The organism is Pseudomonas sp. PDNC002, from assembly GCF_016919445.1.
Taxonomy (GTDB): Bacteria; Pseudomonadota; Gammaproteobacteria; order Pseudomonadales; family Pseudomonadaceae; genus Pseudomonas.
This window is the reverse complement of record NZ_CP070356.1, coordinates 5,644,196-5,658,912: the sequence shown is the minus strand read 5'-3', so window position 1 is coordinate 5,658,912 and position 14,717 is coordinate 5,644,196. Positions and strand designations below refer to the sequence as shown.

The following is a 14,717-nucleotide window of genomic DNA, read 5'->3' as shown; positions in this document are numbered from 1 at the left end:
TGGCTTGTTAGGAAGTTTCGTATGGCGCGTGGTCTTTTGCCGGTATCATAGGGCGCCCTGTTCCAGATCCGAGTGCCTCCATGACCGTGCAGTACCCGACTATCGCCGATTGCATCGGCAATACCCCGCTGGTGCGCCTGCAGCGCCTGGCCGGGGAGACCTCCAACACCCTGCTGGTGAAACTCGAGGGTAACAACCCCGCGGGTTCGGTGAAGGATCGTCCGGCACTGTCGATGATCACCCGTGCCGAGCTGCGCGGCGATATCAAGCCCGGCGACACGCTGATCGAGGCCACGTCCGGCAACACCGGCATCGCCCTGGCGATGGCGGCGGCGATCAAGGGTTACCGCATGATCCTGATCATGCCCGACAACTCCACCGCCGAGCGCAAGGCCGCCATGACCGCCTACGGCGCCGAGTTGATCCTGGTGACCAAGGAGCAGGGCATGGAAGGTGCCCGCGATCTCGCCGACCAGATGCAGCGCGAAGGGCAGGGCAAGGTGCTCGACCAGTTCGCCAACGGCGACAATCCGATTGCCCACTACCATTCCACCGGCCCGGAAATCTGGCGTCAGACCGGCGGTGAGATCACCCATTTCGTCAGCTCCATGGGCACTACCGGCACCATCATGGGTGTGTCGCGCTACCTCAAGGAGCAGAACCCCAACGTGCAGATCGTCGGCCTGCAGCCGATGGAAGGCTCGGCCATTCCGGGCATCCGCCGCTGGCCGGAGGAATACCTGCCGAAGATCTTCGACGCCACCCGCGTCGACCGTGTCGTCGACATGCAGCAAACCGAAGCCGAGGACGTGATGCGTCGCCTGGCTCGCGAAGAGGGCATCTTCTGCGGCGTGTCTTCCGGCGGTGCGGTGGCGGCCATGCTGCGCCTGTCCCGCGAGCTGGAAAACGCGACCCTGGTGGCGATCATCTGCGACCGTGGCGACCGTTACCTGTCCTCGGGCGTGTTTGACGCTTCCTGACATGGCCAAGCAGAGATCCGGCCTGCGCTTCCAGCCCAGCGGCGGAGCGCGCAGCCCTGCGGTACCGGTGGGCAAGAAGCAGCGCCTGAACATCGAGCGCCTGGCCCATGACGGCCGTGGGATCGCCCACGCCGACGGTCGCACCTGGTTCGTCGCCAACGCCCTGCCGGGCGAGGCGGTGGAAGCCCGTGTGCTCTCGGCTCGCGCACAGATCGTCGACGCCCGCAGCGAACGCATCTTCACCGCCGCCGCCAATCGCCGCACCGAGCCGTGTCCAGTGGCCGGCAGCTGTGGCGGCTGCAGCCTGCAGCATTTGCCCCACGCCGATCAGCTGGCGCTCAAGCAGCGCACCCTGGCCGAACAGCTGGAGCGCTTCTCCGGCCTGGTTCCGGAAGAGTGGGCGGCACCGCTGGTCGGGCCGGAATTCGGCTACCGTCGTCGCGCCCGCCTCGCCGTGCGCTGGGATGTGAAGGCCAAGCGCCTGGACGTCGGCTTCCGCGCCGCCGCCAGCCAATCCATCATCGCCTTCGACGACTGCCTCGTGCTGGTGCCTGAGCTTCAGGCGCTGGCCCGCGAGTTGCCCGCCGTGTTGCGCGGTTTTGCCAAGCCCCAGGCGCTGGGTCATGTCGAGCTGTTCCACGGCACCGGCGCCGCGCTGCTGCTGCGGCATATCGAACCTTTGTCCGATGGCGATCTGACTCGACTGCTGGAATTCTGTTCGGCACGCGATGTGCAACTCTGGCTGCAAGGTGACGGGGAACCGACGCTTTGTTCCAGAGGCGCAGAAAACAGCGGACTTCCCGAAAATAACGGGAACGGGGAGCTTGGCTTCCGGCTCGAATCCTGGAATCTGACCCTGGCCTACCGTCCCGGCGACTTCGTGCAAGTGAACGCGCCGGTCAACGAGGCGATGGTCGCCCAGGCGCTGGATTGGCTGAACCCCGGCAGCGATGAGCGTGTGCTGGACCTGTTCTGTGGCCTGGGCAATTTCGCCCTGCCGCTGGCGCGCCAGGTGCGCGAGGTGGTAGGCGTGGAAGGTGTGCAGACCATGGTCGAGCGCGCCGCGGCCAATGCCCGGGCCAACGGCCTTGCGAATACACGGTTTCTTCAGGCCGACCTGTCGAAACCGCTTGCCGACGCCCCCTGGGCGGCGGAGGATTTCACCGCCGTGCTGCTCGACCCTCCGCGTGACGGAGCCTTCGAGCCGGCGCGGCAGATGCGTTCACTGGGCGCGGAGCGGGTACTCTATGTGTCCTGCAACCCGGCGACCCTGGCGCGCGACGCTGGCGAACTGGCCCGACAGGGCTACCGCCTGAAACGCGCCGGCATCCTCGACATGTTCCCGCAGACGGCCCATGTCGAGGCCATGGCTTTGTTCGAGGCAGGCTAGGAAGGCCTGCGCAATCCGACCGGCTCAAGCAAGAAAGGCCGGCGCAGTGAGCGGTGTGTTGTGGCGCACCGTGGGGAAGGGTAGACACGATGGTACAGGTGAGAGCGCACCAGCCGGTCAACACCGACGGCAGCATCAATCTCGAGGCCTGGCTGGACCATGTCCAGACCCTGGTCCCGGTACTGGATCGCAAGGTCCTGCTGGAAGCCTGCGAGTTCGCCCGCGAGGTCGAGGACAAGGCCGTCAGCACGACGGACAATTCCTGGGCCGACGGCACTTCCAGCTTCCAGACAGGGCTTGAAATCGCCGAAATCCTGGCGGACCTCAAGCTCGACCAGGAGTCGCTGGTTGCCGCGGTGATCTACCGTGGCGTGCGCGAAGGCAAGGTCAAGCTGGAGGACGTGGCGCAGCGCTTCGGCCCGGTGGTGGCCAAGCTGATCGAAGGCGTGCTGCGCATGGCGGCGATCAGCACCAGCCTCAGTCCGCGGCAGTCGTTGGTGCTCGGCACCCAGGCGCAGATCGAGAACCTGCGCAAGATGCTCGTGGCCATGGTCGACGACGTCCGCGTCGCGCTGATCAAGCTGGCCGAGCGTACCTGCGCGATCCGCGCGGTGAAGAACGGCGACGACGAAAAGCGCATGCGCGTCGCCCGCGAAGTCTTCGACATCTATGCCCCGCTGGCCCATCGCCTGGGCATCGGCCACATCAAGTGGGAGCTGGAGGACCTGTCCTTCCGCTACCTCGAACCCGACCAGTACAAGCAGATCGCCAAGCTGCTGCACGAGCGCCGGCTGGACCGCGAGCAATACATCGCCACCGTCATGGGGCAGCTCAAGGAAGCCCTGGCTGCCACCGGCATCAAGGCCGACCTGTCCGGCCGCGCCAAGCACATCTATTCCATCTGGCGGAAGATGCAGCGCAAGGGCCTGGACTTCAGCCAGATCTATGACGTGCGCGCCGTCCGCGTGCTCGTCCCCGAGATGCGCGACTGCTACACCGCGCTGGGCATCGTGCACACCCTGTGGCGGCACATTCCCAAGGAATTCGACGACTACATCGCCAACCCCAAGGAGAACGGCTACCGCTCGCTGCACACCGCGGTGATCGGCCCCGAGGGCAAGGTGCTGGAAGTACAGATCCGTACCCACGCCATGCACGAGGAAGCCGAACTCGGCGTCTGCGCGCACTGGCGCTACAAGGGTACCGACGTCAAGGCCAGTTCCAACCACTACGAAGAGAAGATTTCCTGGCTGCGCCAGGTGCTCGAGTGGCACGAGGAGCTGGGCGACATCGGCGGACTGGCCGAGCAACTGCGGGTGGATATCGAGCCCGACCGGGTCTACGTCTTCACCCCGGACGGCCACGCCATCGACCTGCCCAAGGGTTCGACGCCGCTGGACTTCGCCTACCGCGTGCACACCGAGGTCGGGCACAACTGCCGTGGCGCCAAGATCAACGGCCGCATCGTGCCGCTGAACTACAGCCTGCAGACCGGCGAGCAGGTGGAAATCATCACCGGCAAGCAGAGCGGGCCGAGCCGTGACTGGCTGAACCAGAACCTGGGCTACGTCACCACGTCGCGGGCGCGGGCGAAGATCGTCCACTGGTTCAAGCTGCAGGCGCGCGACCAGAACGTCGCCGCCGGCAAGGCCATGCTCGAACGCGACCTGGGCCGCCTGGCGCTGCCGCCGGTGGACTTCGAGAAGCTCGCGGAAAAGGCCAACTACAAGACCGGCGAAGATCTGTTCGCCGCCCTGGGCGCTGGCGATCTGCGCCTGGCCCACGTGGTGAACTACGCGCAACAACTGGTCGAGCCCGAACGCGGTACCGAGCAGCTCGAACTCATTCCGCGCAAACCGAGCAAGATCGGCCACGGCAAGCGCGGCGACATCCAGATCCAGGGCGTCGGCAACCTGCTCACGCAGATGGCTGGCTGCTGCCAGCCGCTGCCGGGCGACCCGATCGTCGGCTATATCACCCTCGGTCGTGGCGTCACCATTCACCGCCAGGACTGCGCTACGGCGCTGCAACTGGCCGGGCGCGAGCCGGAGCGGATCATCCAGGTCAGCTGGGGTCCGGTGCCGGTCAGCACCTATCCGGTGGATATCGTCATCCGTGCCTACGACCGTTCGGGCCTGCTGCGCGACGTCTCGCAGATGCTGCTCAACGAGCGCATCAACGTACTGGCGGTGAATACCCGCTCGGACAAGGAAGACAACACCGCGATCATGCGCCTGACCATCGAGATCCCCGGCCTCGATTCCCTGGGCCGCCTGCTGGCGCGTATCTCGCAGTTGCCCAACATCATCGAGGCGCGGCGCGACCGCGCGGGTGCCAAGGATGCATAAGCTCGACGACCTGCTGTACCTCATGGCCCGGCTGCGTGACCCGCAGAACGGCTGCCCCTGGGATCTGCAGCAGAGCTACGCGACCATCGTTCCCTACACGCTGGAAGAAGCGTACGAAGTCGCCGATGCCATTGAGCGTGGTGACTTCGACCATCTGCGCGAAGAGCTGGGCGACCTGTTGTTCCAGGTCGTCTACTACGCGCAACTGGCGCGGGAAGACGGGCGTTTCGAGTTCGACGCGGTGGTCGACGGTATCACCAGCAAGCTGATCCGCCGCCATCCCCACGTGTTCCCCGATGGCGATCTCTACGGTGAGCCGGACCCGGCGAAGCTGGAGGAAGCGGCGGTCAAGCAGCGCTGGGAGGAGCTGAAGGCCGAGGAGCGCGCCGCCAAGGCCGCCGAGCCGGTGCAACTGTCCCTGCTGGACGACGTGCCCAACGCCCTGCCGGCGCTCAGTCGCGCGGCCAAACTGCAGAAACGCGCCTCCCAGGTCGGCTTCGACTGGGCCGATGCGCTGCCAGTGGTGGACAAGGTCCGCGAGGAACTGGACGAGGTGCTCGAAGCCATGGCCGGTGGCGACACCGAAGCCCAGGCGGAGGAGGTGGGCGACCTGCTGTTCGTGGTGGTCAACCTGGCGCGCAAGCTCAAGGTCGATCCGGAAACCGCGCTGCGCGCCGCCAATGCCAAGTTCGAGCGGCGCTTCCGCTACATCGAGACGGCACTGCGCGACCAGGGGCGCACCCTGGAAGACAGCAACCTGGAAGAGATGGACGAGCTGTGGGGCGCCGCCAAGCGCGACGAGAAGAACCCGCTCAGCTGTGGATAAGTTCTCCCGCCCATGAAAAAGCCCCGCCAAGGCGGGGCTTTTTGTTGCTCTTCGCAGGAACAGTCGATCAGCCGAACATCCAGCGCAGCAGCAGGACCAACAGTACCACCGCAAGCACTGGCCGGCCGATGCGATAAGCCTTGGGATAGGCGCGCTTGAACACCTTCACCTTGCTGCCCACGGCATCGCCGAGGCGGATCAGTACCGAGTAAGCCTGGTTGATCCCGCCAACGCGCTCGCCTTCGACGTTCTGCGGCGCGGTGGCGCGGCCGAGGAAGGCGCTGACGCGGCGGTTGATGCGGGTCAGCAGCGGCGACTTGAGCGGTCGCTCGATGTCGCAGAAGAGGATCAGGCGCGACTCGTCGGTCTCGTTCTTCACCCAGTGGACGAAGGTCTCGTCGAACATCACGTCCTGGCCGTCGCGCCAGGCGTAGGGTTGGCCGTCGACGAAGATGCGGCACTCGTCGGAGTTCGGCGTGGCCAGGCCCAGGTGATAGCGCAGGGAGCCGGCATAGGGGTCGCGGTGCTTGTTCAGGTGGCTGCGCGGCGGCAGGCGGGTGAACATCGCGCCCTTGACGTTGGGGATGCTGCTCACCAGCTCCACGGTCTTGGGGCACAGTTGCTGCGCCGAGGGCAGGGGGCCGTCGTACCAGGTCAGGTAGAAGCGGGTCCAACCCTTCTTGAAGAACGAACCGAAGCCGGCCTCGTTGTTGTTCAGGGCGTCGCGGATGTAGCCCTCGTCGAACAGATTCTCGGCTTCCTCGCGGATCATCTGCCAGTTGTCGCGCAGCTTGTCGAGTTCCGGGAAACGCTCGCGGTCCAGGTAGGGCTTGGACGGTACGCTGGAGTTCAGGTACATCAGCGAGTTGTAGGGAGCGAACCAGGCGGAGTGGTTCACGACCTGGCGCAGGAACGGCAGCCGTACCTTGCCGCGCAGGTGCACATAGAGGATGGCAATGAGGAAAACTGCCAGAATCGCGACGACGATAAGTTTCAGCATGGAGGTGGCGGGTTCCGCTCCAGATGAGTGAAATCGAGCCAGGCACTTGCACTGCGCCGGCACAGGCCCGAGGATTATACCCCCTGTGCACCGCCTCGCCGAAGCTATGCGTTCGTCGAGACGTTGTCCTGCATCAATATGGGCTGTTGGAGAGCCTTACCGAATGAGCATGTCATTGCGTGACCAGTTGCTGAAGGCCGGACTGGTCAACGAGAAGCAGGCCAAACAGGCCGGCAAGCAGAAGCAGAAACAGCAGCGCCTGGAGCACAAGAACCAGGTGGCGAAGGACGACAGCCAGCGCCAGGCCGCGTTGCAGGCGCAGGCCGAGAAGCAGGCTCGCGATGCCGAGCTGAATCGCCAGCAGCAGGAAAAGTCCGAGAAGAAAGCCAAGGCCGCGCAGATCAAGCAATTGATCGAGGGCACGCGCCTGCCGAAGATGGAGTCGGACGACTACTACAACTTCGTCGACGCCAAGAAGGTCAAGCGCATCGCGGTGAACGACCTGATCCGTGACAAGCTCAGCCGGGGCAGCCTGGCCATCGTCAGCTACGACGGCCGCTACGAGATCGTTCCGCGCGACGCGGCGCTGCGCATCAAGGAGCGCGACGAGCGCCGTATCGTGCTGCTCAACGAGCCAAGCGGTGAGCCGGACGACGATGATCCGTACAAGGATTACGTAGTGCCCGACGACCTCATGTGGTGAGGTCGCTCCGGTCGTCCTTCAGGCCGGATTCAGCACCACCCTCCCGAAGCGCGCCTCCGCCACCACCGGCGTGATGGCGCGCAGGCGGTCCAGCCGCAACTCCCGGCTGGCGCCTTCCACCTGCACTTCCAGAAATTCCTCCAGGTTACCCTGGGCGTTGCGCCGTGTGTGGGTCGTCACGGCGGCGGCCTCGAACACCAGTCCATTGCGCAGTTCGATGCGCAGCCCATAGCGATAGGTGCAGGCGATCTCCAGGTAATCATGGAGATCGCAGTGCAGCGGCTGATAGACGTCCATGCCCTCAGCATCCTTCCATTTCGATGATGTGGTAACCCTGGCCGCGCAGCGATTCCGCCACCGTCGGGGAGGAGAATTCGCTGTGGCAGAACTGGCAACGGCTGACCTGCACGTCCTGCGCCTGAATGCCGCGCGATGCCAGCCAGTGCGCCGCGAATTCCTCGGCGCGGCTGGCATCGTCGGGCTCGACGAGGACGTCGAAGTGCAGGTAGCGGCCATCGCGGGTACGCACGTGGGTGTCGTAGACGTGGACCTGCATGGCGCTCACCTCACTTCAGGTCGGCGATGGCCGCACCGAAGTTCAGGTGCAGCACCTGCCCATCGACCACCAGGGCCGGCACCGATTTCACGCCAGCGGCCTCGGCTTCGGCGACCCGCGGCGACTGCTCGCCGAGGTGCACCAGCTCCACTTCCCGGTTCAGCAACGGCAGCAGCGCGCGCTCGGCTTCGACGCAGACGGGGCAACCGGCATGGTAGTAAACGGCTTTGTTCATGATCGTTCTCCTGAGTGATTAGGTATCGATTCGATACCAGTTCAGTCTGCGGGCGAAAAGACGCTTCTGTCAAACTGGTATTTGATCGATACTATCTATCGGGAGGATTAGCCCATGACCGATACGACCCTGTACGACTACCTCGAACGCATCGCCAGCCTGATGCGTGCCTGGGCCCGCGAGCAGCCGCTGATGGCTGACCTGCAGCCGATCCAGCTGAGCGCGCTGAATTACCTGGCGCGCTGCAACCGCTATTCGAATACGCCATTGGGGGTAACGGACTTCCTCGGGTTGACCAAGGGCACGGTGTCGCAGTCGCTCAAGGCGCTGGAGGCGAAAGGGCTGATCGAGAAGCGCCCGGACGCGCTGGACCGCCGCAGCGTGCATCTGGAGCTGACGCAAGAGGGCAGGGGATTGATCGATGCGCTGGTGCCGCCGGCCTTTCTGCGCCACGCCGAAGAGACGCTCGGCCAGCGCAGCGAGCTGCTGGTGGAACTGCTGCGCGAGCTTCTGGCGACGGTGCAGCGCCAGGAGAACGTGCCGGGCTTCGGCCTGTGCCGCACCTGTCGCTTCCATCAGAAGCTCGACGACGGCGCGCTGTGTGGTCTGACCGGGGAACGGCTGGAAACGCGCGAGGGCGATTTGATCTGCCGCGAACACGCCGAGCCCGACCAGGCGGCCTGAGCCGAAGTAGCGGTTCTTCGTACGAGCGAGCTTGCTCGCGAACCGATTGACTCCGAAGTCGCCCGGGAAAACCTGTTCGCGAGCAAGCTCGCTCCTACAGGGTTTCGCGCGCCGGAAATGAAAAAGCCGGGCATCAGCCCGGCTTTTTCATGACGCGGAAGCTATCAGAAGCGATAGGTCATCTGCGCGGTCAGGCCATGGGCGCTGTTGTCGTACTTGGCGCTGTAGGCCGGCTGCAGTTGCAGGCCTGCCAGTTCCTGGCCATCGGGCTGGTTCACGCCGGCGGTGGATTCCCACAGGTAGGCGTAGGCCACGTCGATGGTCATGTCGGCGTTGGGCGAGTAGCCGGCGCCCAGGGTGAAGATCTTGCGATCGCCCACCGGGATACGCACGGTACGGTGCTCGTTGGTGGTCGGCGACGGATCGTAGGCGAAGCCGGTACGCAGCACCCACTGGTCGTTCCACTGGTAGGAGGTACCGATGGCGGCGGACCAGGTGTCGTGCCAGCTGAGGTCTTCGCCGATGGTGTCGAATGCGGCCAGCGGGGCGCCGGTATTCTGAACCTCGATGGACTTCAGACGGCTCCAGCGCGTCCAGGTGGTGCCGCCGTAAACGGTCCAGCGGTCATCCAGCTTCTGGGTGATGGACAGGTCCAGCGACTCGGGCAGGGTGATGTCCAGGCTGGCATCCATGCGCGAATCGAACAGGCCGGCCGGCGAGTTGGACACGTTGGTGTGGCCCTTCAGCTCGTACTTGACCTTGGAGTGGTAGGTCGCGCCGATGGAGGTGCTGTCGGTCGGGGTGACCAGCAGGCCGACGTTGAAGCCTGCGGCGGTGTCGTCACCCTTGATGCTGATCTTGGTGTCGTCGCCGTTGCCGCCCAGGGCGCCGTTCAGCGCGCCGGTGTTCAGGTAGTTTTCCAGCTTGCCGTCGATGCGGTTGATGGTCGGACCGAAGCCGACGGCCACCACGTCGTTGAACTTGTAGCTGATGGTCGGCTGGACGGTGATCACCTGGACTTTGCTGTAGGAGCCGTGGGAACGGCCCTGGAAGCCACTTTCGTAGTCGTTGATGATGCCGTAGGGCACGTAGACGCCCAGGCCGACGCTGACCTTGTCGTCCAGCGGGGTGGCGAAGTAGCCGAACGGCACGGCGGCCAGGGGGACGGAGTCACCCTTGTTGCTGCCCGAGGCGGTGCTGTGGGCATCGCTGATGTCGTCCTTCGCGGAAACCACGGCAAGACCACCGCTGACTTCGGTGCGCTTGAGCTTGGACAGACCGGCGGGGTTGCCGTAGATGGTGCTGGCGTCCAATGCCGAAGAAGCACGGCCCGCGTAGGCGGTACCGGCGCCGCTGGCGCTCTGCTCGTTGATGGCGATGCCGTTGGCCAGGGCCTGGGCAGAGGCAGCGCTAATGGTCAGGGCTAGTGTGGTCTTGAGCCATGTTGTTTTCATTGTAAGAGCAACTCCTGTGTTTAACCGCGCGCAAGCTATCAAGATTCCCAGAACTTGGGTAGTGCCGGAAAAAGGCTCTACCTTGGGCCTTGAAGCTCAAACGAACGTTCCATCGGCGTGCTGGCCGTTCGTCGCTGTATGTAAAAAAATTCTGACCGAACGGTCATTTGATGTCTGGCTGTTTTCTATGCGACTTGTCTGAGATTTCCGATGTAGCTGTGCCAGGCGTCGACGAAGTCGTGCAGGCGGCCATGGGGGTGGAAAACCTGGCGCCAGATCCGGGCCAGTTCCATGGGGTCTTCCGCCAGTGGCAGAGGGAGGCGCTCGGCTTCGACCATCATCCAGGCGATCGCCGTGCTGTAGCGGAGATTGACCGTGAGTTCCAGGTGCGGTGCGTCGAGGAAGGCATGTTGGCTGGCCAGCCCTCTGACGCGGCTGGCCAGCTCGGGGTCCAGCGCCAGGAATCCGTCCCAGAGCGTCTGGTGCCGTTGCTCACCGATGCGATACAGCCCATGGCCATGGCTGTCATCGAGGGCGCTCCCCAGCGCCGACTGACAGGCTGCTGCCCCCAGCAGCAGCGATTCGGCCGCGACGCTGTGCCGCCCCAGATAATGCAGGGTAGGGCGGATCACAAACTGGCACAGGTCGTTGGCGGCGATTCCCATGACATCCTCGTCATCAATGACCGGCGGGGCTGGGCGACTTGGCAGCTTCTGTGATTATCCTCGGCCCCGCCGGAAGCGGACTTAGCCGCTCGAGTTGAAGTGTAGTGCGATGAAGATGATGTAAAGGACTGTTTTTAAATTGTTTTGACGGCGCAGCTATAATTCATATTCCGTCTGGCAATTAGATACTGGGCGGGAACTCCGGCATGGCTGCCAGCTTCTCCGCGGCCTCTTCATGGCCCTGGTCCGCCGCCTTCTGGTACCAGTCGCGCGCCTGCGCCGGGCTTTTCGCCACGCCGCGGCCCTTGGCATAGCTTTCCGCCACCTCGAACTCGGCATCCACATCGCCTTGTTCCGCCGACTTCATGTACAGGGCGAATGCCTTCTTGTCGCTGCGCGGGACGCCCGTGCCGTTCTCGTACATGATCGCCAGGTTGTACTGGGCATCCTTGTCGCCCTGGTCAACCGCCTTCTGGTACCAGAACACGGCCTTCTCCGCGTCCTGCTCGACGCCGTCGCCATTGTCGTAGGCGTTGCCGAGGTTGTACTGGGCGCAGGCGTTGCCCTGCTCGGCGGCCTTGCGGTACCAGTACGCCGCCTTCTCGTAGTCCTGCTCGAAGTCATCGCCGCCGGCGTCGTATTCCAGGCCGAGGTTGTACTGGGCCGATGCGTGGCCGGCCTTCGCCGCCTTCACCATGTCCTCGCCGGTCAGCTCGGACCATTGGTCCTCGAGGCCGCAAGGAGTGGCCTCCAGCGTGGCGGCGTGGGTTGCGGATAGGGTGCACAGGCACAACAGTGCGCTGGCGAGAAGCGTTTGGTGGATGCGCATGGGTTTTCACTCCTTTGAAAAATGGGCATGAGTCTGACGCATGCCCTTCTGCCTATCCATGGGGAAGCGGAAGGCCGTGTGTGACGTGCCTTCCGTTTTTCGTGCGGGAAGTCAGTCGCCCTTGGCTACCGGGCGCTTGTCGTCGGTGATCCATTCGCTCCAGGAGCCCGCGTACAGGCGACCCAGTGGATAACCTGCCAGGCTCAGGGCGAACAGATTGTGGCAGGCCGTGACGCCGGAGCCGCAATAGGCGACGAGATCCTCGGCCGGACGGCCGCGCAGCAGGCCGGCGAAGCGCTGGTGCAGGTGCTCGGGGCGAAGGAAGCGACCATCGCTGCCGAGATTGTCAGTGAAGGCTGCGCATTGGGCGCCGGGAATGTGTCCCGCCACCGGGTCGATCGGCTCGACCTCGCCACGGAAGCGCGGCAAGCCGCGGGCATCGATCAACGGCAAGCCGGCGTCGCCCAGTTGCGCGGACAGCTCATCGGCGCCGATCAGCAGGCTGTTGTCCGGCTCGGCCTTGAATTCGCCACGGCGTTCGGGCGTCTCGGCGGTAGTCAGGCGCAGGTCGGCTGCACGCCACGCAGCCAGTCCGCCGTCGAGCAGGTAGACACCCTCGCGTTTGCCCAGCCACAGCAGCAGCCACCAGGCCCGCGCGGCGAACGCGCCGGGGCCATCGTCGTAGAGCACTACCTCGCTGTCGCCATCCAGGCCCCAGGTGCGCAGGCGTTCCTGCAGGCGCTGCGGATCGGGCAGCGGATGGCGGCCTGTGACGCCCGCAATCACCGGAGACGAGAGGTCCTCGTTGAGGTCGGCGAAATGGGCGCCTGGAATGTGGTTTTCCTGGTAGCTGCGCGCGCCGTACGCGGGATCTTCCAGGGCAAAGCGGCAGTCGAGCAGGACGAGATTCGGGTCATCGAGGCGGGCGGCCAGTTGCTCGGGCGTGAGCAGGCGGGCGTAGGTCATGGGCGCGTTCCTGTGTCGTGACGGGGCTGAAACGCATCATAAGGCTTGTTATGAAGAAAAGTTGCTGGGGGAGTTGCCGAACATGCACAACCTGCAATCGGAGCCGCGCAAGGCCGGCCCGCTGCGCGTCGCCCTGGTGGGCATCGCGACCGTCATGATCACCCTGGGCTACAGCGTTCGCGTGCTGGCGCTGGGAGCCGTGGGCCGGCTGCGTCGCAGCAAGGTCGACGGTTTCACCCGCGCCTGGTCAGGCAGCCTGCTGCGCCTGACCGGTGCGCGCCTGAGCCGTCACGGCGAGGTGCCGGACTTCGGTGATGGCCGCCGCTACATGATCCTTTGCACCCATTCCAGTTTCTACGATATTCCGGCGATCTTCGTGACCATGCCCGGCTCGATCCGCATGCTGGCGAAGAAAGAGCTGTTCGCCGTGCCGGTGTGGGGCGCGGCGATGCGCGCGGCGGAATTTCCTTCCATCGACCGGCACAATCGCCACCAGGCCATGGCTGACCTGGCGAAGGCGCGGGAAATGATGGAAAGCGGCATCGTGCTCTGGGCCGCGCCCGAGGGCACGCGTTCCAAGGATGGCAAGTTGCAGCCGTTCAAGAAGGGCTGTTTCCGCCTGGCCCAGCAGACCGACGCCGTCATCGTGCCGGTGGCGATCCGGGGCATCCAGCAACTGCTGCCGGCTGGCGGCCTGAAGCTGAACCTGGGAATGCCGGTGGAAGTGCACGTCGGCCAGCCCATCGACTCCACCGCCTTCACCGATACGGGCGTGGAGGCGCTGATGGACGAGGTGCGCGAGCGCATGCTCGAGTTGCTGGAGCCGTCGGCTGCGCCAGCCAAGGCGACTGCCCGTGAGGCGCAGTCGCTGGCCTGAACGGTCAGTGCAGAGTCAGCCGGCCGATCCGATCGTTCTCCAGGCTGCCCAGGTAGAGCATGCCGTTCACCGGCTTCGCCGAGGTCACCATGCGCAGGTGCTGGCCGCTGGTGTCATGCAGGCTGCGCACGATCTCGCCTTTTTCGTTCACCTGGATCACCAGGCCATAGGGCACCGGCTTGGGCAGGACCGCGCGCGGCAGCTTGGTGAGCTGGCGTTTCAGCCAGGGCAGTTGCTGGATCAGGTCGGCGTCGGCCTTGCGCGGCGAGGGCAGGGCGACCCAGAAGGTGCCGTGGCGGTCGCTGGCCAGGTTGTCCGGCAGACCCGGCAGGTTGTCGATGAACACGTCGTGCTGCCCGGCCTTCTCGCCCTTGAGCCAGTAGCGGGTGATGCGGTAGCGGTAGGTCTCGTTGACCAGCACGAAGTCCTCGTTCTGCGACAGCGCCACGCCGTTGGCGAAATACAGTTCCTTGAGCAGTGTCTCGGTCTTGCCAGTGGCCGGGTCGTAGCGCAGCAGGCGGCCGTGGGGGCGGGCTTCGAGCAGGTCGAGGATGTAGTCGGGTTGGTGGAAGCGGCTGGAGGCATCGCTGAAATAGATGCGTCCATCGCTGGCGATGTCCAGGTCGTCGGTGAACGCGAAGGGAATGCCGTCGGCCGAGTCGGTCAGTACGCGGATCTTGCCCTGCGGGTCGATCTCCAGCAGCCCCTTCCAGGCATCGGCGACGATCAGGTTGCCGGCCTTGTCGAAGGCCAGGCCCAGCGGGCGGCCGCCGGTCTCGACGAAGGTTTCGGCCTTGCCGTCGGCGCCGATGCGCACGATGCGCCCGTCATCCAGCCCGGCGAAGACGCGGCCCTGGCTGTCCACGGCGGTGTCTTCGGGGCCGACGATCTGGCCCTGGGCGAGCAGTTCGGCCTTCATCAGCGTGTCATTGGGCTCCATCACGCCGGTCAGCGTTGGCGCCTTGGGTGGCGTCCAGGCCAGCGGGTCGATGGGGCTGGGTGTGAGTGCCAGGTAAACGGCCAGGGCGGCGGCCAGCAGGACGACCAACCCGAGGAATTTCTTCATGGAAAACTGCCTTATTGTTGTTGTGGGCGGGGCAGAGCGTAGAGGTTGCCATACAGACGTCACAGACCGATGGCCGAGTGGAATGCTCGCACATCATGCATCTCTATATACTGCGCGCACAGAAACGAAGGAGATGTT

At 64.8% G+C, this 14,717-nt stretch carries 16 protein-coding genes; 7 read left to right on the top strand and 9 right to left on the bottom strand.

Annotation, left to right across the window (positions count from 1 at the left end; all coding sequences use genetic code 11):
• Window positions 1–80 precede the first annotated feature (80 nt).
• The 4 genes from cysM (at window position 81) to mazG (ending at window position 5,544) form a co-directional block, all read left to right on the top strand.
• The gene (gene cysM / locus JVX91_RS25475; protein ID WP_205336838.1) at window positions 81–980 is read left to right on the top strand and encodes a cysteine synthase CysM; all 900 of its coding nucleotides are present in this window, start codon (window positions 81–83) and stop codon (window positions 978–980) included.
• 1 nt (window position 981) lies between these two features.
• Window positions 982–2,370, top strand: coding sequence for a 23S rRNA (uracil(1939)-C(5))-methyltransferase RlmD (gene rlmD, locus JVX91_RS25470; RefSeq protein WP_205336837.1), 1,389 nt, complete (start codon window positions 982–984; stop codon window positions 2,368–2,370).
• Between the two features lie 89 nt (window positions 2,371–2,459).
• The gene (gene relA / locus JVX91_RS25465) at window positions 2,460–4,718 is read left to right on the top strand and encodes a GTP diphosphokinase (protein WP_205336836.1); all 2,259 of its coding nucleotides are present in this window, start codon (window positions 2,460–2,462) and stop codon (window positions 4,716–4,718) included.
• On the top strand, window positions 4,711–5,544 hold the full coding sequence (gene mazG, locus JVX91_RS25460; protein WP_205336835.1) for a nucleoside triphosphate pyrophosphohydrolase: 834 nt from the start codon (window positions 4,711–4,713) through the stop codon (window positions 5,542–5,544). The genes relA and mazG overlap by 8 nt, the downstream gene beginning before the upstream one ends.
• Before the next feature lie 67 nt (window positions 5,545–5,611).
• On the opposite strand, the gene JVX91_RS25455 is transcribed toward mazG, so the two are convergent.
• The gene (locus tag JVX91_RS25455) at window positions 5,612–6,544 is read right to left on the bottom strand and encodes an aspartyl/asparaginyl beta-hydroxylase domain-containing protein (RefSeq protein WP_205336834.1); all 933 of its coding nucleotides are present in this window, start codon (window positions 6,542–6,544) and stop codon (window positions 5,612–5,614) included.
• A gap of 163 nt (window positions 6,545–6,707) precedes the next feature.
• Between JVX91_RS25455 and JVX91_RS25450 the strand changes: the two genes are divergently transcribed.
• Window positions 6,708–7,247 carry a DUF2058 family protein gene (locus JVX91_RS25450; protein ID WP_205336833.1) on the top strand — a complete coding sequence of 180 codons (540 nt, stop codon included), beginning with the start codon at window positions 6,708–6,710 and terminating at the stop codon, window positions 7,245–7,247.
• 18 nt (window positions 7,248–7,265) lie between these two features.
• Here JVX91_RS25450 and JVX91_RS25445 read toward each other — a convergent pair whose 3' ends face one another.
• From JVX91_RS25445 to JVX91_RS25435, 3 genes are read right to left on the bottom strand one after another with little or no spacing between them, the layout of a single operon-like run.
• Window positions 7,266–7,544, bottom strand: a complete 279-nt coding sequence (locus JVX91_RS25445) for a Rho-binding antiterminator (RefSeq protein WP_205336832.1) — start codon at window positions 7,542–7,544, stop codon at window positions 7,266–7,268.
• 4 nt (window positions 7,545–7,548) lie between these two features.
• The gene (locus JVX91_RS25440) at window positions 7,549–7,803 is read right to left on the bottom strand and encodes a DUF2024 family protein (RefSeq protein ID WP_205336831.1); all 255 of its coding nucleotides are present in this window, start codon (window positions 7,801–7,803) and stop codon (window positions 7,549–7,551) included.
• Between the two features lie 10 nt (window positions 7,804–7,813).
• On the bottom strand, window positions 7,814–8,038 hold the full coding sequence (locus JVX91_RS25435) for a thioredoxin family protein (RefSeq protein ID WP_205336830.1): 225 nt from the start codon (window positions 8,036–8,038) through the stop codon (window positions 7,814–7,816).
• A gap of 114 nt (window positions 8,039–8,152) precedes the next feature.
• Between JVX91_RS25435 and JVX91_RS25430 the strand changes: the two genes are divergently transcribed.
• Window positions 8,153–8,722, top strand: coding sequence for a MarR family transcriptional regulator (locus JVX91_RS25430; protein WP_205336829.1), 570 nt, complete (start codon window positions 8,153–8,155; stop codon window positions 8,720–8,722).
• A 164-nt stretch (window positions 8,723–8,886) separates the two neighbouring features.
• Here the strand turns inward: JVX91_RS25430 and JVX91_RS25425 are convergent, their stop codons facing one another.
• The 4 genes from JVX91_RS25425 to JVX91_RS25410 form a co-directional block, all read right to left on the bottom strand.
• Entirely contained in the window at window positions 8,887–10,176 is a 1,290-nt protein-coding gene (locus JVX91_RS25425; RefSeq protein ID WP_205336828.1) for an outer membrane protein transport protein, read from the bottom strand.
• A gap of 185 nt (window positions 10,177–10,361) precedes the next feature.
• Window positions 10,362–10,841 carry a hypothetical protein gene (locus JVX91_RS25420; RefSeq protein ID WP_205336827.1) on the bottom strand — a complete coding sequence of 160 codons (480 nt, stop codon included), beginning with the start codon at window positions 10,839–10,841 and terminating at the stop codon, window positions 10,362–10,364.
• Window positions 10,842–11,022: 181 nt separating this feature from the next.
• Entirely contained in the window at window positions 11,023–11,670 is a 648-nt protein-coding gene (locus JVX91_RS25415) for a tetratricopeptide repeat protein (protein WP_205336826.1), read from the bottom strand.
• Window positions 11,671–11,781: 111 nt separating this feature from the next.
• Window positions 11,782–12,636, bottom strand: a complete 855-nt coding sequence (locus JVX91_RS25410; protein ID WP_205336825.1) for a sulfurtransferase — start codon at window positions 12,634–12,636, stop codon at window positions 11,782–11,784.
• An 82-nt stretch (window positions 12,637–12,718) separates the two neighbouring features.
• On the opposite strand from JVX91_RS25410, the gene JVX91_RS25405 reads away from it, so the two are divergent.
• Entirely contained in the window at window positions 12,719–13,513 is a 795-nt protein-coding gene (locus JVX91_RS25405) for a lysophospholipid acyltransferase family protein (protein ID WP_205336824.1), read from the top strand.
• Between the two features lie 4 nt (window positions 13,514–13,517).
• Here JVX91_RS25405 and JVX91_RS25400 read toward each other — a convergent pair whose 3' ends face one another.
• Complete coding sequence (locus JVX91_RS25400) at window positions 13,518–14,579, bottom strand: SMP-30/gluconolactonase/LRE family protein (protein ID WP_205336823.1); 1,062 nt, start codon at window positions 14,577–14,579, stop codon at window positions 13,518–13,520.
• Between the last annotated feature and the right edge of the window lie 138 nt (window positions 14,580–14,717).

Coding starts and splice junctions, on each gene's coding strand:
- JVX91_RS25455 (WP_205336834.1), bottom strand. CDS start 6,544: ATGCTGAAACTTATCGTCGTCGCGATTCTGGCAGTTTTCCTCATTGCC.
- JVX91_RS25410 (WP_205336825.1), bottom strand. CDS start 12,636: ATGACCTACGCCCGCCTGCTCACGCCCGAGCAACTGGCCGCCCGCCTC.
- JVX91_RS25450 (WP_205336833.1), top strand. CDS start 6,708: ATGAGCATGTCATTGCGTGACCAGTTGCTGAAGGCCGGACTGGTCAAC.
- rlmD (WP_205336837.1), top strand. CDS start 982: ATGGCCAAGCAGAGATCCGGCCTGCGCTTCCAGCCCAGCGGCGGAGCG.
- JVX91_RS25400 (WP_205336823.1), bottom strand. CDS start 14,579: ATGAAGAAATTCCTCGGGTTGGTCGTCCTGCTGGCCGCCGCCCTGGCC.
- relA (WP_205336836.1), top strand. CDS start 2,460: ATGGTACAGGTGAGAGCGCACCAGCCGGTCAACACCGACGGCAGCATC.
- JVX91_RS25435 (WP_205336830.1), bottom strand. CDS start 8,038: ATGAACAAAGCCGTTTACTACCATGCCGGTTGCCCCGTCTGCGTCGAA.
- JVX91_RS25440 (WP_205336831.1), bottom strand. CDS start 7,803: ATGCAGGTCCACGTCTACGACACCCACGTGCGTACCCGCGATGGCCGC.
- JVX91_RS25445 (WP_205336832.1), bottom strand. CDS start 7,544: ATGGACGTCTATCAGCCGCTGCACTGCGATCTCCATGATTACCTGGAG.
- JVX91_RS25415 (WP_205336826.1), bottom strand. CDS start 11,670: ATGCGCATCCACCAAACGCTTCTCGCCAGCGCACTGTTGTGCCTGTGC.
- JVX91_RS25425 (WP_205336828.1), bottom strand. CDS start 10,176: ATGAAAACAACATGGCTCAAGACCACACTAGCCCTGACCATTAGCGCT.
- JVX91_RS25405 (WP_205336824.1), top strand. CDS start 12,719: ATGCACAACCTGCAATCGGAGCCGCGCAAGGCCGGCCCGCTGCGCGTC.
- JVX91_RS25420 (WP_205336827.1), bottom strand. CDS start 10,841: ATGGGAATCGCCGCCAACGACCTGTGCCAGTTTGTGATCCGCCCTACC.
- cysM (WP_205336838.1), top strand. CDS start 81: ATGACCGTGCAGTACCCGACTATCGCCGATTGCATCGGCAATACCCCG.
- JVX91_RS25430 (WP_205336829.1), top strand. CDS start 8,153: ATGACCGATACGACCCTGTACGACTACCTCGAACGCATCGCCAGCCTG.
- mazG (WP_205336835.1), top strand. CDS start 4,711: ATGCATAAGCTCGACGACCTGCTGTACCTCATGGCCCGGCTGCGTGAC.